Source organism: Aliarcobacter cryaerophilus ATCC 43158, assembly GCF_003660105.1.
Lineage (GTDB): Bacteria > Campylobacterota > Campylobacteria > Campylobacterales > Arcobacteraceae > Aliarcobacter > Aliarcobacter cryaerophilus.
In genome coordinates this window covers 1,711,763-1,737,989 of the sequence record NZ_CP032823.1, presented here as the reverse complement: position 1 = coordinate 1,737,989, position 26,227 = coordinate 1,711,763, and the positions used below count along the sequence as shown (strand labels likewise).

Below are 26,227 nucleotides of genomic sequence, written 5' to 3'. Positions count from 1 at the left end.
TTTATCAAAATATAAAAGGAGAAAAGATGAGTATTATTACAAAAATAGAAGAGCTTGATTTAGCAGGTACAAAAAAAGGAAAAATTGTTATTTCAAATGTAACTGAGCCTTATGGTGCAAATACAGCTGATATTGTAAGTATTGCAATTGCACTAAACGGTGAAGATGTTCAATGGAAAGCACATATTCCTTATGAAAATATTGATGGATTAATAGAAGCTTTAAATAAAGTAAAAAATCTTAAAAAATAGAGCTAAAAAAATATATTGTGATATAATTCCTTCTATATTTAGGGGGATTTATGTTGCAACTAAAAATTATTGGAAGAGTAGAAACTATATCGATTTTGGATTTAGAACTTTTTGATTTAGACGCAAAAATTGATACAGGAGCTTACTCAAATTCTCTTCATTGTGATGATATATTTGTAGACGAAGATAACTTTGTACATTTTAAATTGTTAGATAAAATTCATCCTTCATACCACGGAAAAAAATTAAAAATACCACTTTATAAAACAAAGAGTGTAAAAAGCTCAAATGGTCTTGTTCAGTTAAGAGCTTCTATAAAAGTTCGAGTAAAATTTGCAGGAAAAGTTTATCAAACTGTAGTTTCACTGACAAATCGTGCTGATATGAAATATCCTATGTTAATAGGAAGAAAGTTTTTAAAAGATAGGTTTTTGGTTGATGTTTCAAAAAAGAATTTAGTAAAGTAGGAAATAAAATGTTAGTTTATATACTATCAAGAAATGAAAATTTATATTCAACAAAAAGATTGTTTGAAGAGGCTTTAAATAAAAGTTGGGAAGTAAGAGTTATTGATTATTTAAAATGTACAATAGAGATTATGAAAAATGAGCTTGTTGTAAATTATGAGGGTCAAATTTTGAAAGTTCCCGATGCAATAATTCCAAGAATTGGTGCAAGCAAAACTTTTTTTGGTGCAGCAATAGTAAGACACTTTGAGATGCAAGATGTTTTTTCAACAACTGGAAATTTGGCACTTACAAGAAGTAGAGATAAGTTAAGAAGTCTTCAAGTTTTATCAAAACATGGTGTAGATTTACCAAGAACAGTTTTTGCTTCAAATAAATCAAATGCAAAAGATGTAATAGCACTAAGTGGTGGAACACCTTTAGTTTTAAAAATTTTAGAGGGAACTCAAGGTGTTGGAGTTGTTTTGGTTGATAGTAAAAAAGCTGCAAAATCAGTTTTAGATGCCTTTTATGGAATGGATGTAAATTTACTTGTTCAAGAATATATTGAAGAAGCTAGTGGAAGCGATATAAGAGTTTTTGTGGTAAATGGCGAAGTAGTTGCTGCTATGAAGCGACAAGGAGCAGAAGGAGATTTTAGGTCAAACCTTCACCAAGGTGGAAGCGCTAGTGTTTATAAATTAAATAGAAAAGAGAAAAGTATAGCTCTTGCAGCTGCTAAATCCATGGGACTTGGAGTTTGTGGAGTTGATATGATAACTTCAAAAAGAGGACCTTTGGTTATGGAAGTAAACTCTAGCCCTGGATTAGAAGGAATTGAAAAATCAACTGGAATAAATGTGGCACTAAAAATAATGGACTATATAGAACAAAATATAAAACCAAACTGTCCAACAAATCCAACAAAAAGAAAGATTAAAAAGGATAGTATAGGGGCATAATAAATAAATATTATAAGTAAATATAATATTTATTTTAAACTATTCATTTACTAATGTAATATATAATCTAATTTTTTAAAGGATAGATATGCGAAAAGTTATAGTTTTTTTAATATTTACTAATTTTTTATTTTCTTATGAAGAGTTAAATATTGATAATTTTGATGAAAAAATAAAAGGTAAAAATGCAATTATTGATTTTTATGCTTCTTGGTGTCCACCTTGTAAGATTTTGGCAAATAATTTAGAAGATTTTGAGATTATCAAACCAGATAATGTTGAAATTTTTAAAGTAAATATTGATGATGAGTTAGTTTTGGCAAAAAAATATGGTGTAAAAAAGTTACCAACTCTAATATATTTTAAAGATGGAAAACCAATAAAAGAGTATGTAGGAATAAAAACATCGCAAGAGCTTTTAGATAGTTCAAAAAAAGATTTTAAATAGGATTTTATATGAAAAAGATAGTTATTTTTTTAATGCTTTGTATCTATTCATTTTCTTTAGAAATTGGAAATAAAGTTTTAGAACCTGAAGAGGCATTTAAAGTAGTTTTTATCAAAAATGAAAATAGCATAAATATAAAAATAGAACTAGGCAAAGACATATATTTATATGATGACAAGCTTCAAGTAAATATTACAAAACCTCAAAAAATAGAACTTTTAAAGGATTTAAAACTATCAAAACCAGTTAGTTACGATGGTTTTATTGTTCATTTTGATGATTTAAATATTGAAATTCCATATAGCTTATTAAAATCAAAGATAGATTCCAATAAGTATGAAATCGAGTTTAAGTTTCAAGGTTGCTCAAAAGCAGGGCTTTGTTATGCTCCAATGAGTGAAAAACAAGTTATATTTTTTGAAGCAGATGTAAAAGAAGAAATTATTGATCCAGTTAAAGAAGATATAAAACAAAAAAATGAGTTAGCTTCTTCTTCAAAACAGGAAAATGAAAATTTAAGCGAAACAGATAATATAGCAGCATCTTTAAAAGATTCTAGCACTTTAATTGTTCTTGCAACGTTTTTTGGATTTGGTCTTTTATTGGCATTTACACCTTGTGTTTTTCCTATGATTCCAATTTTATCTTCTATTATTGTAAAAGCTTCACAAAATGAGAGTATGAGTGCTAAAAAAGGCTTTTTCTTATCACTTATTTATGTACTTGCGATGAGTCTTGCTTATACAATTGCTGGAGTTATTGCTGGAATTTTTGGAGCAAATTTACAAGCATCTTTACAAAATCCTTATGTTTTAGTAGCTTTTTCTTTTATTTTTATATCCCTTGCTTTTTCAATGTTTGGGTATTTTGAAATACGACTTCCAAGTTCAATTCAAACAAAGATAAATAAAACAACTGAGGGTAAAGAGAATCAAGGAGTTATTGGTATTGCAATTATGGGATTCTTATCAGCATTAATAGTAGGACCTTGTGTTGCGCCTCCTCTTGCTGGTGCTTTGGTTTATATAGGACAAACTGGAGATGCTCTTCTTGGTGGAATGGCACTTTTTGTAATGAGTTTAGGTATGGGAGTTCCTCTTTTACTAATTGGAGTAGGAGCTGGTAAATTTATGCCAAAACCAGGTGGCTGGATGGAAAGTGTTACAAAAATATTTGGATTAATTATGTTAGGTGTTGCTATTTGGTTACTTGATAGAGTTATAAATCCAACAATATCTATGTATTTATGGTCTTTCTTGCTTTTAGGAAGTGGTATTTACTTAAGAGTTTATACACATATTATTTCACAACTTATATCAACTATAATATTTATTTTTGGTGTTATTATGATTATTGGTGCTGTAAGTGGAGCTACAAATCCTCTAAAACCATTTGAAAAGTTTACAAGTGGAGTTTCTATTGTAAAGCAAGATGAACTAAAATTTATAAAAATTCAAAATATTGCACAACTTGAAGATGCTATTTTAAAATCTTCAAAACCTATAATACTTGATTTTTGGGCAACTTGGTGTGTATCTTGTAAAGAGTTAGATGAAATTACTTTTAAAGATGATGATGTTATTAAAAAACTTCAGAATTTTACACTTTTAAAAGTTGATGTTACACAAAATAGTGATGATGATAAAGCAATACAAAAAAGATTTGGAGTTGTAGGTCCTCCTGCATTAATTTTTTGGGATGAGAACAAACAAGAGGTAAAAAGTGCAAAGATAGTTGGATATAAAAATCCAAAAGAGTTTTTAGAAATCTTAGATAAAAACTTCAAGAATTAAATACCTTTAATATATAATAAATCTTTTTTTAGGATTTATTATGGAATTTACCACAGAATTTTTAATTTTTGCTTCTATTATTATTTTTTTATCGGCATTAGTTCAAGCTACTATTGGTTTTGGCTTTCCTATGATAGCAACTCCTCTTCTTGCAATGGTTACAGATATTAAAACAGCTGTTATCTATGTTGCTATTCCAACTTTAGTATTAAATTTAAGCGTATTAATTATTGAAGGAAATTTTTTACAAACCATAAAAAGGTTTTATCCTTTAGCTCTTATGGCTATGATTGGAAGTGCCATAGGAACACAAATCTTGATTTATAGTAATTCTGAAATATTTAAATTTCTTTTAGCAATCTCAATTATTTTTTATCTTTTTAGTCAAAAAATATCTTTTGAAATGCCTTGGGTAAGGAGTAAACAAAATTTAGCAACTATTGTATTTGGTTTAAGTGCAGGTATTATTGGTGGCTTAACAAATGTTATGGCATTAGTTTTAATTATCTATTCTTTAGAATCAAGACAGACTAAAAAAGAGATAATTCAATCTACAAATCTTTGTTTTATGTTTGGAAAAATTATTCAAATAGTCATTTTTCTATACCATGGTTCATTTACTCAAGAGATATTAGAAATATCTTTATATAATATTTTAATCGTTGGAATTTGTTTGATAATAGGTTTTAATTTAAGAAAAAAAATAGATTCAGATAATTATTTCAAGTTTATTAAAGTTTTTTTATTTTTAATGGCAATAGCTTTGATTTTACAAACAATTTTTTAAATTGAAGATGGGATATTTATCCCACCCTCATAATATCTTATATAAATATAAATACACCAATAATTATAGGAATAAGATAAATAGTACCAAAAATTGCTCCTAGTGCCCACCATTTTCCTTGTGATATATATCCAGCTCCATACCAAATAGGAGAAGGACCACAACCGTAAGGAGTAATAATTCCCATAACACCTAAACTACCAGCTAAAAGAATAGTAAATGTTAATAATTGTTCAGCAGGTATAAATGTAGAAGCAATAACCATAAACAATGGAACTAATGCAGTAACATGAGCTGTTGTACTAGCAAAAAAGTAATGTAAAACATAAAACAATAGTATTAAAGCTATTATAAGTGATGTTAGACTTAAATCTGAAAGCATTGCTTGTGAATTTTTACCTATAAAATCTAAAATACCAACTTTTTTTAATCCATCAGCTAAAGCAACTAATGTAGCAAACCAGATAAATACATTAAATGCAGCTTTATCAGAAAGTAAATCATCCCAAGTAATAATACCTGATAAGATCATTATAGAAACAATGCTAATTGCAGTTATTGTTGAATCAACTCCGAGTTCTTTTCCAAATATCCAAAAAACTAAAGCTACCGTTGCAAGCCCTGCCATCAAGTACTCTTTAAATGTAATATTTCCAAGTTTTTTTAACTCTTCAGCAGCCCATTTTGGAGCTTCTGGAGATTTTTTTTGTGTAGGTGGATATATTACATAAGTTAGCCATGGAGTTAAAAGAAACAAAGGAACCATTAGTGGTATCATAATTTTTGCCCACTCCATCCAAGTTATAGCATGACCTGTACCTTTTGCAATTAAATCAACAGCTAGTAAGTTTGGTGCAAGTGCAGTTAAAAACATAGAACTTGTTACACATGTTGATGCTATTGCAACCCAAGAGATGTATGAACCTATTTTTCTTGGCTCATTATCTGGAAGAGAGTTGAAAATTTGTGGAATATTAATAGCTACAGGATAGATACTTCCTCCACTTCTTGCAGTATTTGATGGCATAAATGGAGCTAAAACTAAATCAGAAAATGCAACTGCATAACCTAAGCCTAGAGTACTTTTTCCCATATATTTAACCATAATCAAAGATACTCTTCTTCCAAGACCTGTTTTTTTGTAACCAGCAGCAAACATAAATGCAGCAAAAATTAGCCAAATAACACTATTTGAAAAACCACTTAATGCCCAGTTTACACTCTCTTTAGAATTTCCAATTAATCCTAAAATAGCTACTACTGAAATACCAGTAAATCCTACAAGAGCGGCAGGAACAGGTTCAAGAATAAGACCAATTACAACTGCTAAAAATATTGCTAAAAAATGCCAAGCATTTTGCGATAAGCCCTCTGGTGCTGGAATAAACCACATAACCAATACTACTAGCACTGGAGCTAGCAGTTTTATAGTTCGTGAAGACATAAAACCTCCTAATAAAAAATTAAGGAATTATAATATAAATTTATTACATATAGATTATAAGAATAAATTAAATAATATTTATAATAGAATTTTTGTTATACTCTATTAAAAATTAGGAGATATATTGAAAAATAAATTATTAATTACATTTTTTATAGGAATGTTTTTTGTTGTATGTAGTGCAAATGAAGTAGTAAAATCTGAAGAGTGGAAAATTCAAAATGATCCTTATTATAAACATAAAGTTAGTCAGTTTGAGATGTTAAAAGATATAAATAATATTGAAACTATGATGTTGGGTGATTCTATTACTGATGAGGGTGAATGGAGTGAACTTTGGGGAATGGTAGTTCAAAATAGAGGAATTAGTGGAGATACTACATTTGGAGTTTTAGATAGACTTTATACTATAAATCCAAACATAAAAAGAGTCTTTATAATGATTGGTGTAAATGATATTATGAGAGGCAGTAGTGAAGATCTAGTTTTTGAAAACTATAAAATGATTATAAAATTCTTTCAAGAAAAAAATATAGATGTTGTTATTCAAGCTACATTATATATAGGAGAGAGTAGAAAACAAAATTTTAATCAAAAAATTGAAAAGCTAAATCAAAAATTAGAAGAGTTTGCAAAAATCAATAAAATTGTTTTTATAAATTTAAATCCAATTTTTGCACCACAAAAAACTCTTTTAAAGAATTTTACAAAAGATGATTTACATTTAAATGCAGATGCTTATAAATTATGGATAGAAACTTTAAAAAAGCTTAAATATTAAAAAAATGAGCAATAATGCTTGACAACTAGATTTGTTTTTTTGTACAATGAAAAACATTTTATTTTGACAAAAAGGGAAAAGTATGAGAATAAGGACTAGTTTACTTACAATTGTTTTATTTAGTTTCATTTTCTCTGGTTGTGCAACAACCTCTACAAGTCAAAATAACCTCTCTACTCCAGATAATAAATATTCATACGATGGTAAGTTAAATCAAGACCAAAAGCATTTAAAAAATCATAATTTTATAGATGATATTACATATTCAAAGTATATGTCAAAAAGAGATATGGCTATAAATAATGAGTTATTTAGTTTTTATAATGAGTGGAAAGGTACAAAATATAGAATGGGTGGATACACAAAAAAAGGGATAGATTGCTCTGGATTTGTGCAAAAAGCTATTTTAGAAAAGTTTGATTTAAAACTTCCTAGAGATAGTAGATCTCAATCACTTGTTGGAACAACGATTAAAAAGAGTGAATTGCAAATGGGTGATTTAGTATTTTTTCACACAGGAAAAACAAAGCATGTAGGTATTTATATAGAAAACGGTGAGTTTATGCATGCTTCTACAAAAATTGGAGTTACAATCTCTAAAATTGATGATGACTATTTTAGAAATAGATATTGGAAAGCTACAAGAGTTTTAAAATAGTTTTGTAACTTTAAATCCCCAAAATATTAGACATAATAAAAAGTAAAATCACACAAACTAGATACATTTTTAAGGCATAAAATATATTTAATTTGAATATCTCTTTGGGATTACAATTATATCTAGCACTCATTGTAAGATTTAATCCAGATATTGGAGAAGTTGATACTGTTGTTGCCCAAGCCATCAAAAATGTCATAGCAAGTAGTGTGTGATTTGCGTTGACAAAAAAATCTCCTAAAATTGATATAGAGATAATTGGATGAATTCCAACAAAAGCTAAGATAATGAATATTAAAAGAGTAATTGATGCAACTTTATAATCAAAAACTTCAAATGGTAGGGTGAACTGAAGTCCTAAAAGTACACTACCTGCCATTATTCCAAATAGTCCTGCAACTAAAAAAAGAGATATTTCGCTTTTCATTTTTGGTAATTCATCTATAATATGAAATTTTAAAATCTTAAGACTATTTTTTAAACCTTTTTTTATTGGTAAAATAAATATTGTAAGTAAAAATGCAAAAGAGGATATTAATAATATTATTTTAAAGTCTTGATAAAAATAGTGAGTTAGTAGAACAAAAAAAGCTAATATAAGAGGTAGATATAATGTTTGTAAAGATAGAGGATAACCATAAAAACTAGCTAAATCAAATTTACTTTTTATTACTTCAAGATATGTAATAAAAAATGCTATTAAAGCTATAATTGTTCCAAAAGAGATTATTGAAAAGGTATTTAGATTTGGAGCATATGTTAAAGCTGCTGCAAAAGCAACAAAAAAAGGTGACCAGTAAGCATCACTTGCAAAAGATCTAGTTAAAACAATAATTTGTAAAGGTGATAAATTTGATTTTTTATACATTTTATCAGCAACTAAAAGTAGTGCAGATAGATTTATAATAGAACCAAATAGATGAACTCCTAAATAAGTCTTAATAAAAGATATTTTACCACTAGGTAACTCTTCTTTGTCTTTTTTAGGGGTAGTTATTAGCTTTAAAAAGCCAACACTAATTAAAAGAGTTAAGAGATACAAATTTACACTAAATGATTTTTCAATGTCTATATAAAAATTATTAAAATAGCTATATAAAAATGAGATAAGTGTAAAAAATAGTAGAGTTAATATAAGTTTTTTTGACTTTATTGTAAAAAATAGTATTAAAGAAGCAAGCCAAATAAAAACAACTGAAATCATTTTTAACTTATTATCAAAAAAATATGAATAAATTGAGAAAATAAAACTCAAGAATATAAAAACTCCACCAAATCTTGAAAAATAAAGCATTTAAAACCTTTTTATTAAAATCGTATTATATAAAAACTTAGTATAATCCAAATAAAAAAGGACTTGCTTTGATACGATTAGGTTCAAACTCTTCTACAAGAGCTAAAATTTTAGAGGCTTTTAATATAGAATTTGTGCAAAATGGTGGAAACTTTGATGAAGATAGCATAAATACTACAAACCCAAAAGAGTTTTGTTTTTTAGCTACAAAAGGTAAATTTGATGAGCTTTATTCTAAATTTGGAGTAGAAGAGATGCCTTTGCTTGTTGCTGATAGTGTTGTAACATGTCAAGAAAAACTTCTTCGAAAACCAAAAGATTATGATGATGCTAAATTAATGTTAGAGCTTCAAAGTGGAAACAAAACAAGTGTAATTTCTTGTATGATTTATAAAAGTAAAAATTTAGAGTTAATTGATATATCTATTACAACTTATGATTTTATGGAATTTAATAAAAAAGATATGGAAGATTATCTAAATAGCAAAGAGTGTTTTGGAAAAGCAGGAGCTATTATGGTTGAAGGCTTTTGTAAACCCTATATAAAAAGTGTAAAAGGTTTGGAAAGTACAGCCATGGGGCTTAGTATAGAAAAATTAATTCCATTTTTAAATTCAAATACTTTTAAATAGTTTTCTATTAAAAAAAACAACTAAAGCTACAATAATAATTAAAAATACAAAAAAAGTAAGCATAATATTCCACCCAAAGGCTTTGTAAATATACGAAGGAATAATTGAACCACTTGCTCCTCCTAAATAGTAAAAAGTAAGATACATTCCAGAAGTTAGTGATTTTTGTGAATTTTTCATTGAATTTGCAAGTTGAGTACTAACAGTATGAGTTGTAAACATTCCTATACAAACTAAAAATAAAAATAAGAATAGATATGAAATATTTTCATTTATTAAAAAAATAATTGAAAAAATATAAAAAATAATAGCAATAAATATTGTATTTATCTCTCCTTTGAAAAATGATACAATTTTTTTTGATGTAAGAGATACCAAAATTCCCATACCATATCCCAAATACAAAAGAGCAATTTGAAACTCCGAAAAGTTGGATGATAATTCTTTTGCACGAAAAGGCAAAACATTTAGAACCCCAGAAAATACAAAAAATACAAAAAACATTACAAAATAAATTACTACAAATCTTTTATCTTTTAATATATTTACAATATCTATAATTTTTGGTTTGATGATTGTTGCTTCACCATTGAAGTTTAATTTTTTAATTAAAATAATAGATAAAAATATAGCAAAAGATAAAGAGTAAAAAACATATTCATATGATAGAGTTGTTGCTATAAATCCAGAAAATAGTCTTCCTATAAGTCCACCAAAAACAGTTCCTGCAACATAAATAGACATATTAAATTTTATATTTTCTTTATCTATATTTGCCAAAATACTCATCAAAGATGTCAAAATAGCTGGAATTACTAAGGCTTCACAAACTCTAAAAAATAAAAAGAGTTCATAATTTTGAGATAATCCTAATAAAATATTTGTAATAAGTAGAACTATTGAAGCATTTATTAACATTTTCTTTGCATTTACTTTTTCTAAAATATATCCATAAATTATTGGTGCAACTGCGAGAAAAAATAGAATAACCGCTGTAAATTGTGAAGCTTCTATAATAGAGATATTAAATTTTGATGCAAGAAGTGGTTGTAGAGGTTGTGTTGCATACATAACAGACATTGTAACAATAAGACCATAAATAATAATTAGCAAATTACTTTTCAAATAAAATCCTTTTAAAAATGGATTTTACTCTTAAAAGTATTTGTTTAGAGTTAAGCAAAAGGTTAAAATTAGGGCTTAAGCCCTAATTTTATTAATCAAATGATGGTTTTGGTGTAGAATTTGTTGATTCTGGAAGTTGTGGATAAGTAATAGTTGGTTTAGTACCTTTTAGTGCTTTTAAAAATGTTACAATTTTAGCCGCATCATTATCTGATATATCAATTCCCAACTGTACAGAACCCATCTCTTTTACTGCATCTGCTAGTGACCAAATTTGTCCATTGTGGAAATATGGAGCAGTTTCAGTAATATTTCTAAGAGTAGGTGTTTTAACCATACCATTTTCATCACCTTTAAAATCACCAACAGTTATAAATTTATATTTGTTAGCAACTTGAAATGGTTGCATTGTACCACCAAGAGCAATTCCTGTGTGACAAGCTGTACAACCTTTGTTTAAAAATGTAGTTAAACCCTCTTGTTCTTCTTTTGTTAAAGCTTTAGTATCACCACTTAAGAATTTATCAAATCTTGATGGAGTAACTAAAGTTCTTTCAAATGTAGCAATTGCACCTGTGATTTTATCAAAATCAACTTTTACATCTTTACCATATGCTTTTTTAAACTCTTCAACATAAGCTGGGATTGAGTTAATTCTTTCAACAACAAGTGCTGGAGGTGCAGCCATTTCTGGACCTGCTTGAATAGGACCAGCAGCTTGATCAGCTAAATGAGGACTTCTTCCATCCCAAAACTGTGCTTTAAAAAATACTGAGTTATAAACTGTTGGAGAGTTTAAATGGTGTGGGTTTGCTGTCCAACCATGACCGATAGCTGCTGGAACTGCATCTGCTCCACCAAGAGCTAAATTATGACAAGTGTTACATGAAATAAGATTACTTCTTGAAAGTCTTGGATCAAAATATAGCTTTTTACCAAGCTCAACTTTTGAATCTGTAATTGGATCTTTTGGATCATTGATTAGTTTCATTAAAACTTGTTTATTTGAAGGAATAGCTTCCAAACCTGAATTTTTTGCTTTTGTAATCAAAGATTCATTTGCAAAAAGTGTACTTGCACCCAAAAGTAGTGCTAAAGAAATTTGTAGTTTCATAATAAAATCCTCCTAAATGATTTAATAAATCATAGGATAAATTTTATTAAATGGAAGTTAAATTTATAGTTTTTTTGAAATATTATTATAAATTTAACTTATAATACAAGATAGATTTTGTCTTGTTTTAAATTAGATTTACGAGTTGTTTTGGTAAAAGTTGCAATGACTCTTCAACTTTTTTTGTGTCACCATGTTCTATAAAATTGTCATCATATTCGAAAGATTTTAAAGATATATTTGTAACACTATTTTCACTTAATGCCTCTAATATAGCACTTAAAACACCGCCTTGTTTGCTTGAGTCACTAAAAATATACCAAGAGTCGTATTTTTTTGATAAATTTATTAAAGTATCAATATCTAGGGGTTTTACAAATCTTAAATCTAAAATAGCAATATCTTCATTATGTAATTTTTCGACTTCAATTGCCTTTCCTACACCACTTCCATATCCAATAAAAAGTTTATTTGAAGTACCATTTTTAAGTAATTCTGACTTTCCTAATTCAAATTTAGAAGATTGAAAATCAAGTTTAGAAAATGCGCCTCTTGGATATCTAATAGCACATGGACTATTTAAAGAGTATGCAAAATCTAAAGAATATTCTAATGTTTCGTTGTCTCTAGGAGCAAATAAAACCATATTTGGAATAAATCTTAAAAAACTAATATCAAAAGCTCCTTGATGAGTTTCACCATCATTTCCAACAATTCCAGCTCTATCCATAGCAAACACAACAGGCAGATTCATAATACAAACATCGTGAATAATTTGATCAAAACCTCTTTGTAAAAATGTAGAGTATATTGTAATAAACGGTTTAAACCCTTCTTTTGCCATAGCAGCCATTGAAGTAATTGCATGTTGTTCAGCAATTGCTACATCCCAAAATCTATTTGGAAATTCTTTTATTAATTTATCCATTCCAGTTCCACTTGGCATTGCAGCAGTTACACCAACAATATTTTCATATTTACAAGCTAGCTTAAGTAGTGCATCTGAAAAAACTGATGTAGCACTTTTTTCTGCACTTTTTTTTATAAATTCACCATCTTCAATATTAAAAGGTCCAACTCCATGCCAATGTTCATGTTGTCCTTCTGCAATTTTATATCCTTTACCTTTTACTGTTCTTGCATGAACAATTACTGGTTTATTCATAGATTTTGCAATTTCTAAAACTTCAATAATTTCCTCAATATCATGTCCATCAATAGGACCAATATAATCGATTCCCATCTCTTCAAATAAAATTCCAGGAGTTATTAATTTAAAAGAGTTTTCAACTCTTTTTGCTAGATATGTTGTTCCTTCTGGCATATTGTTACGTATGAATTTATCAACACTTGTTTTAAAACTTTGATAAAATTTTCCAGCTAAAAGTTTTGATAGATATTTTGATATCGCACCTATTGGTTTTGCTATACTCATTTCGTTGTCATTTAAAATTATTACAACTGGAAGTTTTAAATCTCCTAGCTCATTTAGTGCTTCATATACCATCCCAGCACTCATAGAACCATCACCTATCATAACAACAGGAACTCTATTTTCAGCTTTTAATTTTATAGCTTTAGCAGCTCCAACAGCTAGAGAAATTGAAGTTGAACTATGACCTGCTACGAAATAATCAGCTTTATTTTCATTTGGTTTTGTAAAACCACTTAAACCACCAAATTGTCTAATCGTTTCAAACTCTTCCCATCTTGAAGTAAGAAGTTTATGCGGGTAACATTGATGGGAAACATCAAAAATAAATGGATCATTTTCTACATCAAAAACATAATGCATTGCAATAGTTAATTCAACTGCCCCTAAAGTTGAAGAAAAATGTCCACCTTTTCTTGAAACAACATCAATAATTCGCTCTCGTATTTTAGAAGATAACTCATCTAACTCTTTTAATGATTTTCCTTTTACTTCCATCACTAAACTCTATTTTAACTCTTCTAAAACTTCATCCAAAAGTTTAAATAGTTTTGTATTTTGTTCATTTGTTCCAATAGTTATTCTAATTGCGTTTAATCCATAACCAGTTAAATCTCGAACAATCATACCTTTTTCTAAAAGTTTTTGAGCTACATTTTTTGATATAAAATTTTTCAATAAAATTGTAATAAAATTTGTATATGAAGGAATATATTCAAAACCGTTATCTTGACAATACTTTTCATATCTTTTCATCTCAATAAAGTTTTTTTCTATACAATCTTGTACAAACTCCTCATCTTTTAAAGCTTCAATAGCAGCTGCTAAACTTAAAGTTGTTATATTAAAAGGAGCTCTGATTTTATAAAAAGTTGAAATAATATCCTCTTGCGCCAAACCATAACCAACTCTCATTCCTCCAAGAGCATAAGCTTTTGAAAAAGTTCCTAAATATATTGCATTTGGAAATTTTTCTATTAAATCTTTTGGACAAATTCTTTTTTTCTCATCTTTAAAGCTTGCATACTCTTGATAAGCGCCATCAACTATAACTAAAGTATTTTTATCAATAGTTTCTAAAAATTCATAAATATCTTTTTTATCCAAACACTCTCCAAGTGGATTATTTGGGATACATAAGAAAATAATATCAGCTCCATATTTTTTATAAAGATTACTAAACTCTTTAAGGTTGTGTTGAGATGATTCTGTTTTGATAATTTCAGCTCCAACTTGTTTTGCATAAATTTCATACATAGCAAAAGTTGTTTTTGCCATTAAAACTTTTGACTTTTTTTTGCATTTTGCATGAATTGCAAACTCCAAAATTTGATCACTTCCAGAACCAATAATTACATTTTTACTCTCAAGTTTAAATTTATTTGCTAAAGCTTCTTTTAATTCAAACATAGAGTCATCAGGATATAGGTGCATATTTTTTACTAAATTTTTTATTTTAGTTACAACTTTTGGATTAGTACCATATGGATTCTCATTAGAAGCTAGTTTTACAACCTCTTTTGGGTCTATTCCATACTCTCTTACAACTAATTCTATTGGTTTTCCAGCTTCATAAGTTGATAAATTTTTTAATACTTTATTAAATTTCATTTTATTTTCCTTTTAAATATCTTTTATCTCTTTTACGTAAGAGCCTAAAATTTTAATACTAGATTTATGTTTTTCAAGAACTTTTTTAACATTTGCATCATCTTTGTGTCCATCAAAATCTATAAAAAATATAGAGTTTCCTTCAACTATATGTGATTTTATTTTTGTTAAGTTTATTCCTTCATTATTGAAATCATTTAAAAATCTTACTAATCCACCTTGTTCATCAGGAAGATTTACTAAAATCGAAGTTTTATCATTTCCACTTGGACTATTTTCAAAATCACTTAAGATAAAAAATCTTGTTTTATTGTTGTCTTTATCTTCTATATTTTCAAATAAGATTGGAAGATTATACAATTTTGCAGCAACATGTGCACAAATTGCTGCACTATTTGGTTCATTTGCTGCTAGTTTTGCAGCTTTTGTTGTTGATTCTACAGGAATAAGTTCAACTTCATCAAGTCCAAAATTTGTTAAAAACTTTCTACACTGATCAAATGCTATATCTTTTGAATATATTTTTTTAATATCGGCAATTTTATCACAAGTTGTAGCTAATGTATGATGAATATTTAATATAACTTCAGCAACTATTTTTGAGTTAAAATTTGTAAAACCATTTATTGTATCGTTTACTATACCATTTGAAGAGTTTTCTATTGGAACAACTCCAAATTTTATTTTTTTAGATTGTAACTCTTTGAAAATACCTTTTATAGAACTAATTGAAACATAAGAACTCATAGCTCCAAATCTAGCTTCTGCAGCTTGATGAGTGAAGCTTCCTTGAGGACCTAAATATCCAATATTCTCAGGTAATTCTATATTTCTTGATATTGCAAATATTTCTAAAAAAAGAGCTTCTATAGCACTTCTATTTAAAAGACCATCTTTTTCTTGATTGATTTTTTCAAGTCTATCAATAATAGATTTTTCTCTATCAGGTCGATAAATAGCTCCGCCACTTTTTGCTTTTAAAGTTCCAACTTTATGAACTAATTGCATTCTTTCATTTAAAAGGTCAAGAAGCTTATTGTCTATATTATCCAGTTGTTCTCTTAGCTCTAATAATCCATCTTCATTTGACATAAAATTTACCTTATTTTATAAACTCTTCTTCTAAAGCAATTAAATCTTCAAAAGTTTCTCTTTTTCTAATTAGTCTATCAATTCCATTTTCAACAGCAATTTCTGCTACTCTTCCTCTTGTATTGTAGTTACTTGCCATTGTAAACCCATAAGCTCCAGCGCTATAAATTGCAACTAAGTCATTATGAGCGGTTTTTGGTAATTCTATATTTTTTGCAAAAAAGTCACCACTTTCACATACAGGACCTACTAGATTACAATCACTAAACTCTTTATTGTCATTTAAAACTTCAATTTTATGATAAGCATTGTATAAAGCAGGTCTTATTAAATCATTCATCGCTCCATCAACTATAACAAATCTTTTGTTTCCATTTACTTTTTCATATAAAACTTTTGTTATAAAAACTCCAGAATTTCCAACTATAAATCTTCCTGGTTCACAAATAATTGTCAAATCAAGTCCAAATAGAACATCTAAAATAGATTGAGTATATTCATACGTATCAATTAATACTTCATCTTTGTAAACAATTCCTAATCCTCCACCCACATCCATAAAAGATAGATCTATTTTAATAGCTTTTAAATTTCTAATTAAATCAGCAACTATTTTGATTGCATCTTTAATTGGTTGAAGTTGAGTTAGTTGAGATCCAATATGACAATGAATTCCAGTTGGGTCTAAAGCTTCACTATTTTTACATTGAATATACATTCTTTTTGCTGTATCAATATCTACACCAAATTTATTTTCATGAAGCCCAGTTGATATATATGGATGAGTTTTTGGATCAATATTTGGATTTACTCTTATAGAGATTCTTGCAACTTTATTTAGCTCTTTCGCAATAGTTTCAACTCTATTTAGTTCTTCAGCACTCTCTACATTTATCATTAAAATATCAAGTTCTAAAGCTTCTTTAATTTCATCATCACTTTTTCCAACACCTGAAAATATTATTTTGTATGAAGGAATTCCTACTTTTAAAGCACGTTTAACCTCTCCAATACTAACACAATCTGCACCTGCTCCTAGATTTGCTAAATGTTTTATTACACTTAAATTTGAATTTGCTTTAACTGCATATGCAATTAAAGATTTTCTTGCTCTAAAAGACTCTTTTAATTGTGTATATTGAGCTGTAATATGATCAAAATCATAAACATAATACGGTGTTTGATATTTGTTTGCCAATGCCTTAAAATCTATATTCATATAATAATCCTATTGTTAAAATTTTAAATCTAAACTCTTGAAAGTTTAAATTTAAAATTTTGATATAAAAAAAGATAAGAAAAAATTCTTATCTTTTAAAATTTACTTATCAGTTCCATTCCAAGCAATTTTTGGTTTTCCACCATCTTCATCAAATTCAACTGCTGGCATACCCATTATATTAAATCCACTATCAACATAGTGAATTTCACCAGTTACTGCACTACTTAAATCACTTAATAAGTACATTCCAGAGTTTCCAACTTCATCTATAGATACATTTTTCTTTAAAGGTGAGTGAGCTTCATTCCATTTTAGCATAAATCTAAAATCACCAATTCCAGCAGCTGCCAAAGTTTTAATTGGACCTGCACTAATTGCATTTACTCTAGTCCCATCACGTCCAAGATCTTCAGCTAAATATTTTGTAGTCATCTCTAAAGCAGCTTTTGCTACACCCATTAGATTATAATTTGGAATATATTTTGCTCCACCATAGTAAGTTAGAGTTAAAATTGAAGAGTTATTTGATAAAAGTGGTTTTAATTCACGAGTAACTTCTATTAAAGAGAATACAGAAACATCCATTGCAATATCAAATGCTTCTTTTGTTATATTGTGAAATCTTCCACTAAGACCTTCTTTTGGAGCAAATGCAATCGAGTGAACAATAAAATCAATCTCTCCTAAATCTTTTTTTAAAGACTCTCTTAAAGCAACTATCTCTTCAGGTTTAGATACATCACAAGGATAAACTAGATTAGAACTTCCAAACTCAGCAGCTATTGGTTCAACTCTTTTTTTAAGCGCATCATTTAAATAAGTAAATGCAATTTGTGCACCTTGTGCTGCACATGCTTTTGCAATTCCATAAGCAATTGATTTATCATTTGCAACACCTAAAATAACACCTTTTTTACCCTTCATTATCATCTTATATCCTTTGTATTTTCTAAAATTTTTATAAAATCTTCTATTTTCCATGAAGCTGTTCCAATTAAAGCTCCATCAACATTTTCTATTTCGCAAATCTCTTTTACATTTTCAACTTTTACACTTCCACCATAAAGCAAAGGTTTATTAATTTTAGATTTTATTGCATTATGTACTTGCTTTATATCTTCGTTTGTTGCAGTTACACCTGTTCCAATAGCCCAAACTGGTTCATAAGCAAGAATTAAATTTTCATTATTTGTATCAATTCCAATAAATTGTTCAAAAATATACTCTAAAGTTTTTTCTAAACCATCTTTTTTTACTTCTAAAGGCTCGCCAATACAATAAATAATTTTAAATCCTAAATTTTTATAAAACTCATATTTCTTTGAAATCTCTTCTTGAGTTTCACCTAAAATATGTCTTCTTTCACTGTGACCTATTAAAATAGTTTTTATATCAAACTCTTTAAGTTGCTCAAAACCAATTTCGCCAGTAAAAGATCCATTTTGAGTAGGATATGCATTTTGAGCACCAATAAAAAGTTTAGAATTTAATTCAAATGAATCTAAAGATGTTGAAGTAGGGAATATGTAAACTTCATCTTGAACTTCATTTGATTCTAAATATTCATTTAATTTTTTAACAAATAAACTTGTACTTTTTCTTGTATGATTTGTTTTAAAATTACTTGCAATTATAGGCATTTATTTATCATCCTCAATAACTAATGCTTTAACTCCAGGTAGTATTTTTCCTTCTATTAACTCTAAAGAAGCTCCACCACCAGTAGATATAAATGTCATATCATCTTCATCACCAGTAATTCTTACTAAATCAGCTGTATCCCCACCACCAACAACAGTTGTTGCATATGAACTAGCTACTGCATGAGATATTTTTGTACTTCCTTTTGCAAATTTTTCCATCTCGTAAACACCCATTGGTCCATTCCATAAAATAGTATTTGCATCACTTAAAACTTCACTAAATAAAAGTGCAGTTGCAGGTCCTATATCAAGTCCCATCCAAGCTTTTGGCATCTCTTGAACTGGAACAATTTTTGCTATTGCTTCAGCATCAAAAGCTTCAGCTGCAACAATATCAACTGGTAAATAAAGTTTAACACCTTTTTGTTTTGCTAAATCCATTATTTTTAAAGCTTCAGGAATTAGATCCTCTTCAACAAGTGATTTTCCAATTTCATGACCTTGTGCTTTTAGGAATGTAAATGCCATTCCACCACCAATTACAATTTTGTCAACTTTTGGAACAAGGTTATAAAGAGCTTCAAGTTTTCCAGATACTTTTGAACCACCAACTATTGAAACAAATGGACGTTTAGGATTTTCAACAATATGGTGGAAAAATTTAATCTCTTTTGCTAATAAAAATCCAGCAGCTTTATGATTCATATCAAAATATTTTGCAATTCCTTCAACAGAAGAGTGAGCTCTATGAGAAACTCCAAATGCATCATTTATATAAACATCTGCCATAGAAGCTAATTTTTTACTAAGTTCTTCATCATTTTTTGTCTCACCAGCTTCAAATCTCATATTTTCTAAAAGCATGATTTCGCCAGTTTTTAACTCATTAGCCATTTTTAAAGTTTCACTACAAACTACATTTGGTGCTAGTTTTATCTCTTGTTTTAATAAAATATGTAATCTTTTTGCTATTGGAGAAAGTGAATATTTTTCTTCAAAGCCACCTTTTGGTCTTCCAAAGTGACTAGCTAGTATAACAGAGCAGTCATTATCAATACAATATCTAATTGTGTTTAGAGCACTTCTAATTCTTCTATCATCAGTAATATTATTGTATTCATCAACAGGAACATTAAAATCACATCTTATAAATACTTTTTTACCAGTAATATCTATGTTTTTTATCTCTTGAAGTTTCATATTATTCCTTATTTTTTTGCTACATAAATAGCTAAATCTACAAGTCTAGCAGAATATCCCCACTCATTGTCATACCAGCTCATAATTTTTATCATATTTCCACCAATAACTTGAGTTAGGTCAGAAGCAATAATTGTTGAATTTGTATTTCCTATAAGATCACTTGAAACTAGCATATCATTATCAACTGCTACTATTCCAGAAAGTTCTTTTGATTTTTGAGTAAATAAAGCATTGATTTCTTCTTTTGTAGTATCTTTTTTAATTAAGAAATTTACATCTACCATTGAAACATTTGGAGTTGGGACTCTTACACTTTGACCATGTAATTTACCATCAAGTTGAGGCATTATTAATTTCATAGCTTTTGCAGCACCAGTGCTTGTAGGAATCATGTTAGCAGCACCAGCTCTAGCTCTTCTTTTATCAGATTTATGTTTTACATCTAGGATGTTTTGGTCATTTGTATATGAGTGAATAGTTGTCATTAAACCTTTTTCTATCCCAAAAGCGTCATCAATTATTTTTGCTATTGGTCCAAGACAGTTTGTAGTACAAGAAGCATTTGATACAATTTTTTCTCCATTATAAGTGTGTTCATTTACACCTACAACATAAGTTTTAGTATCATCTTTCGCAGGAGCACTCATAACAACTTTTTTTGCACCATTGTCAATATGAACTTGGCACTTATCTTGAGTTAAATATGCACCAGTACACTCTAAAACAATTTCAGCTCCACAATCTTTTGCAAAAGATAACTCTTTTGCATCTCTTGTTGAATAAAGTTTTGCATTGATTTTCCCCATTTTTAGGTAACCATTATCAACTTTAACATCACCTTCAAAAGTTCCATGAACTGTATCATATTTTGTGATATATTCAAGCATTGAAGCTTCTGCTGTATCATTTATAGCAACTAACTCTATGTCACTTCTTGTAGCAATAATTCTAGCTACACATCTTCCTATTCTCCCAAATCCGTTTATTGCAACTTTAATAGCCATCTAATCCCTTTATTAAAATTCTAAATGGCAAATATTTTATCTAAAAATTGCTATAATATAATTTAATCATAAAACAAAGGTAAGTTTTTTTTGAAAATTGCGATTTTTGGTGGTAGTTTTGACCCAATTCATATTGCTCATAAAAAGATTGTGGAAACAGCTTTAAGAGAACTAGATATTGATAAGTTAATCATCGTTCCCACATATCTTAACCCTTTTAAAAAAGATTTTTTATTTGAACCAAAAGAGAGATTTAAACTCTTGCAAAAAGTTTTTAAAGATGAAAAAAGAGTTGAGATTTGTGATTTTGAGATAAATCAAAAAAAACTAAGCTACACTTATGAAACAATAAGATATATTAAAGCTTCGATAAATCCTAGTAAAATCTACTTTATAATAGGACAAGATAACCTTAAATCTCTTAATAGATGGCACAACATAGATGAGTTAAAAGAGAATTTAGAGTTTGTTGTTGCAAAAAGAGATGGTTATGATTTGGTCTCAAATGAGTTTAAAACTCTTGATATAAGTATAGATATTAGCTCTACAAAGCTAAAAGAAGATCTAGATTTAAACTTTGTGCCACAAGAGATTTGGCAAGATTTAATAAATTTAAAAAAAGGAAAAATTTGAATAGTAGAATAAATAAAATTAGAGATATTTTAGATGATAAAAAAGCCTCTGATATTGAGATTTTTGATTTAACATCAAAAGATTATTTAGTGGATTATGTTGTGATTGCTACAACTTTAAATCCAAAACATGGTTTTGCACTTTTAGACCATTTAAAAACTGAATTAAAACCAAGTGGTGAAGAGTTTTTAAGAGTTGATGAAGATGATAACTGGACTGTTATTGACTTAGGAGATGTTTTTATTCATTTAATGAGCGAAAAATATAGAGAAAAATATAATCTTGAAGATTTTTTAGAGAGTTTTCAAAGACCAAAAGAGTAACATAATAAAAACAAAAGAGATTACATAATCTCTTTTGCTTCAATTCCAAGAAGTTTGAGCCCTGTTTTTAGACTTAATTTTGCCATACTTAAAACTTTTAAGTAACTTCTTTCTTCATTGCTTCCAATAATTTTATGTTCATTATAAAACTTATGTACACTAGAAGCTAAATTGTATAAGTATTCTGTTATTTTTTGCATGTCTCTTTTTGAGAAAGCATCTTCTAAAACAGATTTTAGAAGAAGTGATTCATAAACTAAATTTAAAGCCTCACTATTTAAAGCTTCAAAACTCTCATTTTCAACATCTTCAATATTTAAAGATGATTTTACAAAAACTTGATTTATTCTAGCATGTGCATAGTTTATATAAAAAATTGGATTTGAAGAGTCTTGATTTTTCAACATATCAATATCAAACTCTAAGTGAGTATCACTCTTTTTAGTTAAGAATATAAATCTTAAAGCATCACTTCCAATTTCAGCTGTTATATCAGACATTAAAATCACATTTCCAGCACGTTTACTCATTTTATAAGGTTGCCCACCTTTAAGTAGTTGAACCATTTGAGATAAAATTACTTCTAGCTTAGAAGAGTCATTTCCTAAAAACTCAATAGCAGCTTTTACTCTTGTGATGTATCCGTGATGGTCAGCTCCCCAAATATTTATATATTTATCAAACTCTCTGTCAAATTTATTTTTATGATAGATTATATCACCAGCTAAATATGTTGGAATTCCATTTTCTCTTACAACAACTCTATCGCTATCATCACCAAATTTAGTTGAGTTTAGATAAACTTTTTCATCTTTTGTGTAAAGTGAACCATTTTTTTCTAAAACATTTTTTGTGCTAACCCAAGAGCTATAAAGTGATTTTTCAGATACAAAATTTTGGAAATTTATTCCTAAATCAGCTAAATCTTTTATGATTATTTGCATTACTATATCTTTTGCAAAAATTGCCATCTCTTCAAATCTGCTCTCATCATAGATAATATCTTTTCCGTATTTTTCTATAATTTGTTCAGCAATTTCTACTAGATATTCACCTCTATAGTAACTTTCTGGATATTTTACTTTTTCTTTAAATATAAAATCTCTAGCAGCTAAACTAACACTTATTCCTAAAAGCTGCATTTGAGCACCAGCATCATTTATATAATACTCAGTTGTAATATCATATCCTAAATATTTTCCAACTTTATATAAAGTATCTCCAAAAACAGCACCTCTTGCATGCCCAATATGAAGGGGACCTGTTGGATTTGCACTCACATACTCTAAAAGTATTTTTTCATCTTTTTTGTCACCTTTTGCAAAAGCATCTTTTTTTGATAATGCTTCATTTGCAAGCTTTTCTATAAAACTTTTTGATAAAGTAAAGTTTATAAAACCTTTTACGGCTTCAATTTTTTCAAATAATTCAATATTATGAAGTTTTAAAACCAATTCATCTGCTAAAATCATAGGAGATTTTTTTAGCTCTTTTGCCAAAGAAAAAGCAACAGGAGTTGCAAAATGACCAAGTGAACTATCTTTTGGTTTTTCTAAAACAATACTTTTTTCTAATTTTTTCTCTATAAATTCTTTAACTATATTTTGCAAGTTCTTCTCTTATTATTTATTATAAAATTCATATGTTATGAATTTTTTGTCTCTTCTTTTTGTGTTGGTATTTCAGCTTTTTTATCTGTTTCCGTTGGTTTATTTGCTACTTCTTCATTATCATCTTCTTTGATAGCTTTTTTGAAGTTTCTAATACCACTTCCTAAACCTTTTGCAAGTTCTGGGATTTTTTTCCCACCAAATAAAATCAATATAATTATAACTATAATTACTAGTTCCATTCCGCTTGGCATACTCATAAAAATCCTTTATAAAATTAAGATTGTTTTGTTTCTGTTGAAGAAGTTGATTTTGTATCTGTTTTCTTCTCGTTCTCTTCTATTTTTGAAGCAGTTGCTACTTCTTCATCATCTTCTTTTACAGCTTTTTTGAAGTTTTTAATACCACTTCCTAAACCTTTTGCAAGTTCTGGGATTTTTTTCCCACCAAATAAAATTAACACGATTAAAACAATTACTAATAATTGCATACCACTTGGCATATGCATAGCTATTCCTTTTTTTGATATAAAAAATATTATAACCAAAAAAGCTTAAAGATTTTTAACTATAATCACTTTATTAAAAACATAGCTAGTCTAAAGCCAATTAATACAAAAAATATTGACCCAATAATATTTGACAAAACATTTAATATAGCAAAATTTAGTGAGCTATTAAAAAGTAAATAACTATCTAATGCAAATGTAGAAAATGTTGTAAGACCACCTAAAAATCCAGCTATTAAAAATGCTTTAATTATAGTTGAAACATCATGTGTAGAGAAATAGGCATATAAAATACCTATTATAAAAGAGCCAAAAATATTTACAAGAAGTATTCCATAAGGAAAATTTCCTAACTCCATTTTATGCACATAATCTACAGCATAAAATCTTAAAATAGAACCAAATGCTCCACCAAATCCAACAGCAAGAGTTATTTGCCAATTAAGAGACATAGTTTTTGTACTCTTTTTGAAAAACTTCTTTCATGTTTTTCTCGCAATCTTCATACCAAGATGTATCTTTGCTTGCAATAACAGGATCTAAATATATAACTTTAACAACTCCAGGTGCTGCTTCCATTTTTTGAGAATTCACTATATTTCTAGTATTAAACATAACAACTGGTTGAACTTTTAAGTTAAATTTATTTCCAACCATTTTTGCACCAGCTTTAAAATCACCAATGTAAGTTCCATCACTTCTTGTACCTTCAGGAAACATTGCAATTGGACGACCTTTTGATAATCTATCTTTTGATTCACTTAAAAGATGAATAAGTCCAGCTTTATTCTCTCTATCAATACTTATCATTTTTGGTGCTTTTATAATGTGTCCAAAAAAGAATAGGTCTGTTATCTCTTTTTTTGCAACCCAAGCTATATTTCTATTATGTAGATGCTCCATTACTATAATATCAAGCATAGATTGATGATTTATTAAAATTAAATCACAGTTTTCATCTAATCTTCCTTCAAGTTCAAGCTTTATTCCAAGAAAAAACATCTGGATTTTCATCCATATTTTTATGACTTTATGTGTATGATTTTTAAATAAATACATAAAAAATACAACAATTGCAACACTTATGGAAAACTGTATGAAAACTATTAATCCTCTAATTTTTTTCAAAACTCTCCTCCTTTACCCAACCAATAAAATCACTATCAACTCCTAAAACTTTTACAAAGTTTTCTCTTTTTTCTAAAGCTTCAACTCTTTCATCTTTTTGTGTTTTAAAGAATACCGTTGAGTTTTTTGTTGGTAAAATATATATATATGAGTCTGTTTTTATTACACCTTTTTGATTTGGTAAATTATATAAAATAGCAATAATTAAAGATATAAAAGTTAAAAATAGAACAATTTTCCATCTTTTCCAAATATAAATCAAAAGAAAAATTACAAAAACAACAATAGCAGCTATTTTTTTATATTTTTCAAAAGTTGAATCATTTGGATTTAAATCAGTTTGTGTGCTTACTAACTCATTTTGTAAAATAAGTGGTACTTTTACCTCTTTGAAACTATTTGTCGTAGTGTTAAAATATGTAAATATTAGATTTTTCTGAAAAATTGGAGTCACAAAATAGTAAACTAAATTTTCAATATTCTCCCACTCTTTTATACTTGAAACTCCTTGTTCTTCTATATTTTTTAAAGAAAAATCACTCAAATTTGAGTTTATTGCATCTAAATCAATTATTGTAAGTGCATTGTCATTATTATATTGCTTTGTTTTATATGCTTTTAATATAATATTTTCAGCTACGATATTGGAATATCTATCATCAACTTTTCCAATATTTGAGATTTTTAGCTGTAAAGGTTCTAGTGTACTTTGATCTATTAGTTCATTTGAATTAAAAAGATTAATCTCAAAAAGAGGTAGTGAAAAATTTGTATTTTTTACTTTGAGGTAGTAGCTATTTTCATATTTCTCATTTGATATTTTTTTCCAAGAAGAGTTTGGATTTAAAACTTCAATATTTGAAGAGTTTAAAAATTTTGTACTTATATTTGTAAAATTTGAAGTAGTAATCATAGCTTCAATTTTTATCTCAAATTTTTGATTTTTGTATATATTTGTTGGGGTTTTTGTATATGATAAATATAAGTTTTTTGATGCAAACAAGTTTATTGAGCAAAAAGTTGCAAAAATTAAAAAGAGTATAGATACTTTTTTCATAAATTATTAGCTATATTAAAATAGAA

29 protein-coding genes are annotated in these 26,227 nt (G+C 27.9%); 11 read left to right on the top strand and 18 right to left on the bottom strand.

Translation table 11 applies throughout. The annotated features are described in order from the left end of the window. The first annotated feature begins 26 nt into the window (after positions 1 to 26). The 6 genes from ACRYA_RS08790 (at position 27) to ACRYA_RS08765 (ending at position 4,687) form a co-directional block, all read left to right on the top strand. Complete coding sequence (locus tag ACRYA_RS08790; protein ID WP_105916828.1) at positions 27 to 251, top strand: hypothetical protein; 225 nt, start codon at positions 27 to 29, stop codon at positions 249 to 251. A gap of 50 nt (positions 252 to 301) precedes the next feature. Beyond that, on the top strand, positions 302 to 718 hold the full coding sequence (locus ACRYA_RS08785; protein ID WP_105916827.1) for an ATP-dependent zinc protease family protein: 417 nt from the start codon (positions 302 to 304) through the stop codon (positions 716 to 718). 8 nt (positions 719 to 726) lie between these two features. Beyond that, positions 727 to 1,659 (top strand): 30S ribosomal protein S6--L-glutamate ligase, encoded by a 933-nt coding sequence (gene rimK, locus ACRYA_RS08780; protein WP_105916826.1) that lies wholly within the window; start codon positions 727 to 729, stop codon positions 1,657 to 1,659. A gap of 88 nt (positions 1,660 to 1,747) precedes the next feature. Next, positions 1,748 to 2,107 carry a thioredoxin family protein gene (locus ACRYA_RS08775; RefSeq protein WP_105916825.1) on the top strand — a complete coding sequence of 120 codons (360 nt, stop codon included), beginning with the start codon at positions 1,748 to 1,750 and terminating at the stop codon, positions 2,105 to 2,107. An 8-nt stretch (positions 2,108 to 2,115) separates the two neighbouring features. Continuing rightward, positions 2,116 to 3,900 (top strand): protein-disulfide reductase DsbD, encoded by a 1,785-nt coding sequence (gene dsbD, locus ACRYA_RS08770; protein WP_105916824.1) that lies wholly within the window; start codon positions 2,116 to 2,118, stop codon positions 3,898 to 3,900. Between the two features lie 40 nt (positions 3,901 to 3,940). Continuing rightward, positions 3,941 to 4,687: a sulfite exporter TauE/SafE family protein gene (locus ACRYA_RS08765; RefSeq protein ID WP_105916823.1), complete on the top strand. Its 747-nt coding sequence runs from the start codon at positions 3,941 to 3,943 to the stop codon at positions 4,685 to 4,687. 37 nt (positions 4,688 to 4,724) lie between these two features. Here the strand turns inward: ACRYA_RS08765 and ACRYA_RS08760 are convergent, their stop codons facing one another. Then, positions 4,725 to 6,131 carry an anion permease gene (locus tag ACRYA_RS08760; protein ID WP_105916822.1) on the bottom strand — a complete coding sequence of 469 codons (1,407 nt, stop codon included), beginning with the start codon at positions 6,129 to 6,131 and terminating at the stop codon, positions 4,725 to 4,727. A gap of 124 nt (positions 6,132 to 6,255) precedes the next feature. On the opposite strand from ACRYA_RS08760, the gene ACRYA_RS08755 reads away from it, so the two are divergent. Continuing rightward, positions 6,256 to 6,912 carry a GDSL-type esterase/lipase family protein gene (locus ACRYA_RS08755; RefSeq protein ID WP_105916821.1) on the top strand — a complete coding sequence of 219 codons (657 nt, stop codon included), beginning with the start codon at positions 6,256 to 6,258 and terminating at the stop codon, positions 6,910 to 6,912. An 82-nt stretch (positions 6,913 to 6,994) separates the two neighbouring features. Further along, a complete protein-coding gene (locus ACRYA_RS08750) occupies positions 6,995 to 7,570 on the top strand; it encodes an NlpC/P60 family protein (protein ID WP_105916820.1) in 576 nt (191 codons plus the stop codon). 10 nt (positions 7,571 to 7,580) lie between these two features. Here the strand turns inward: ACRYA_RS08750 and ACRYA_RS08745 are convergent, their stop codons facing one another. Further along, positions 7,581 to 8,864 (bottom strand): tellurium resistance protein TerC, encoded by a 1,284-nt coding sequence (locus tag ACRYA_RS08745; protein ID WP_105916819.1) that lies wholly within the window; start codon positions 8,862 to 8,864, stop codon positions 7,581 to 7,583. 68 nt (positions 8,865 to 8,932) lie between these two features. Between ACRYA_RS08745 and maf the strand changes: the two genes are divergently transcribed. Continuing rightward, the gene (maf, locus tag ACRYA_RS08740) at positions 8,933 to 9,496 is read left to right on the top strand and encodes a septum formation inhibitor Maf (protein ID WP_105916818.1); all 564 of its coding nucleotides are present in this window, start codon (positions 8,933 to 8,935) and stop codon (positions 9,494 to 9,496) included. Here maf and ACRYA_RS08735 read toward each other — a convergent pair. The 10 genes from ACRYA_RS08735 to gap form a co-directional block, all read right to left on the bottom strand. Next, entirely contained in the window at positions 9,479 to 10,621 is a 1,143-nt protein-coding gene (locus tag ACRYA_RS08735) for an MFS transporter (RefSeq protein ID WP_228199744.1), read from the bottom strand. The two genes, maf and ACRYA_RS08735, sit on opposite strands and share 18 nt — an antisense overlap. Positions 10,622 to 10,712: 91 nt before the next feature. After that, complete coding sequence (locus ACRYA_RS08730) at positions 10,713 to 11,735, bottom strand: cytochrome-c peroxidase (protein WP_105916817.1); 1,023 nt, start codon at positions 11,733 to 11,735, stop codon at positions 10,713 to 10,715. 127 nt (positions 11,736 to 11,862) lie between these two features. After that, a complete protein-coding gene (gene dxs / locus ACRYA_RS08725) occupies positions 11,863 to 13,665 on the bottom strand; it encodes a 1-deoxy-D-xylulose-5-phosphate synthase (protein WP_105916816.1) in 1,803 nt (600 codons plus the stop codon). Between the two features lie 9 nt (positions 13,666 to 13,674). Then, a complete protein-coding gene (hisC, locus tag ACRYA_RS08720; RefSeq protein WP_105916815.1) occupies positions 13,675 to 14,778 on the bottom strand; it encodes a histidinol-phosphate transaminase in 1,104 nt (367 codons plus the stop codon). A gap of 12 nt (positions 14,779 to 14,790) precedes the next feature. Continuing rightward, positions 14,791 to 15,870, bottom strand: a complete 1,080-nt coding sequence (gene pheA, locus ACRYA_RS08715; RefSeq protein ID WP_105916814.1) for a chorismate mutase — start codon at positions 15,868 to 15,870, stop codon at positions 14,791 to 14,793. A 10-nt stretch (positions 15,871 to 15,880) separates the two neighbouring features. Then, entirely contained in the window at positions 15,881 to 17,089 is a 1,209-nt protein-coding gene (lysA, locus tag ACRYA_RS08710; protein ID WP_105916813.1) for a diaminopimelate decarboxylase, read from the bottom strand. A 102-nt stretch (positions 17,090 to 17,191) separates the two neighbouring features. Then, complete coding sequence (fabI, locus tag ACRYA_RS08705) at positions 17,192 to 18,022, bottom strand: enoyl-ACP reductase FabI (protein WP_105916991.1); 831 nt, start codon at positions 18,020 to 18,022, stop codon at positions 17,192 to 17,194. Continuing rightward, a complete protein-coding gene (locus tag ACRYA_RS08700) occupies positions 18,019 to 18,732 on the bottom strand; it encodes a triose-phosphate isomerase (protein ID WP_105916812.1) in 714 nt (237 codons plus the stop codon). Before ACRYA_RS08700 ends, fabI begins: the two co-directional genes overlap by 4 nt. Beyond that, positions 18,733 to 19,935 (bottom strand): phosphoglycerate kinase, encoded by a 1,203-nt coding sequence (locus ACRYA_RS08695; RefSeq protein ID WP_105916811.1) that lies wholly within the window; start codon positions 19,933 to 19,935, stop codon positions 18,733 to 18,735. It abuts the gene before it with no gap. 8 nt (positions 19,936 to 19,943) lie between these two features. Then, positions 19,944 to 20,942, bottom strand: a complete 999-nt coding sequence (gene gap / locus ACRYA_RS08690; RefSeq protein WP_105916810.1) for a type I glyceraldehyde-3-phosphate dehydrogenase — start codon at positions 20,940 to 20,942, stop codon at positions 19,944 to 19,946. 90 nt (positions 20,943 to 21,032) lie between these two features. Here gap and nadD point away from each other — a divergent pair, with 90 nt between their 5' ends. Both nadD and rsfS read left to right on the top strand, forming a co-directional pair. Next, the gene (gene nadD, locus ACRYA_RS08685) at positions 21,033 to 21,575 is read left to right on the top strand and encodes a nicotinate (nicotinamide) nucleotide adenylyltransferase (protein WP_105916809.1); all 543 of its coding nucleotides are present in this window, start codon (positions 21,033 to 21,035) and stop codon (positions 21,573 to 21,575) included. Then, positions 21,572 to 21,898 carry a ribosome silencing factor gene (gene rsfS, locus ACRYA_RS08680; RefSeq protein WP_105916808.1) on the top strand — a complete coding sequence of 109 codons (327 nt, stop codon included), beginning with the start codon at positions 21,572 to 21,574 and terminating at the stop codon, positions 21,896 to 21,898. Before nadD ends, rsfS begins: the two co-directional genes overlap by 4 nt. A 20-nt stretch (positions 21,899 to 21,918) precedes the next feature. Here the strand turns inward: rsfS and argS are convergent, their stop codons facing one another. The 6 genes from argS to ACRYA_RS08650 all read right to left on the bottom strand — a co-directional run bounded on the left by argS (position 21,919) and on the right by ACRYA_RS08650 (position 26,201). Beyond that, on the bottom strand, positions 21,919 to 23,508 hold the full coding sequence (gene argS, locus ACRYA_RS08675; protein ID WP_105916807.1) for an arginine--tRNA ligase: 1,590 nt from the start codon (positions 23,506 to 23,508) through the stop codon (positions 21,919 to 21,921). A gap of 35 nt (positions 23,509 to 23,543) precedes the next feature. Then, positions 23,544 to 23,768 (bottom strand): twin-arginine translocase TatA/TatE family subunit, encoded by a 225-nt coding sequence (gene tatA / locus ACRYA_RS08670; protein WP_105916806.1) that lies wholly within the window; start codon positions 23,766 to 23,768, stop codon positions 23,544 to 23,546. Positions 23,769 to 23,785: 17 nt separating this feature from the next. Next, the gene (gene tatA, locus ACRYA_RS08665; protein WP_105916805.1) at positions 23,786 to 24,016 is read right to left on the bottom strand and encodes a twin-arginine translocase TatA/TatE family subunit; all 231 of its coding nucleotides are present in this window, start codon (positions 24,014 to 24,016) and stop codon (positions 23,786 to 23,788) included. Positions 24,017 to 24,081: 65 nt separating this feature from the next. Then, positions 24,082 to 24,468: a fluoride efflux transporter CrcB gene (crcB, locus tag ACRYA_RS08660; protein ID WP_105916804.1), complete on the bottom strand. Its 387-nt coding sequence runs from the start codon at positions 24,466 to 24,468 to the stop codon at positions 24,082 to 24,084. Next, a complete protein-coding gene (locus tag ACRYA_RS08655; RefSeq protein ID WP_105916803.1) occupies positions 24,458 to 25,144 on the bottom strand; it encodes a lysophospholipid acyltransferase family protein in 687 nt (228 codons plus the stop codon). Before ACRYA_RS08655 ends, crcB begins: the two co-directional genes overlap by 11 nt. Next, entirely contained in the window at positions 25,131 to 26,201 is a 1,071-nt protein-coding gene (locus ACRYA_RS08650) for a hypothetical protein (protein ID WP_105916802.1), read from the bottom strand. Before ACRYA_RS08650 ends, ACRYA_RS08655 begins: the two co-directional genes overlap by 14 nt. Between the last annotated feature and the right edge of the window lie 26 nt (positions 26,202 to 26,227).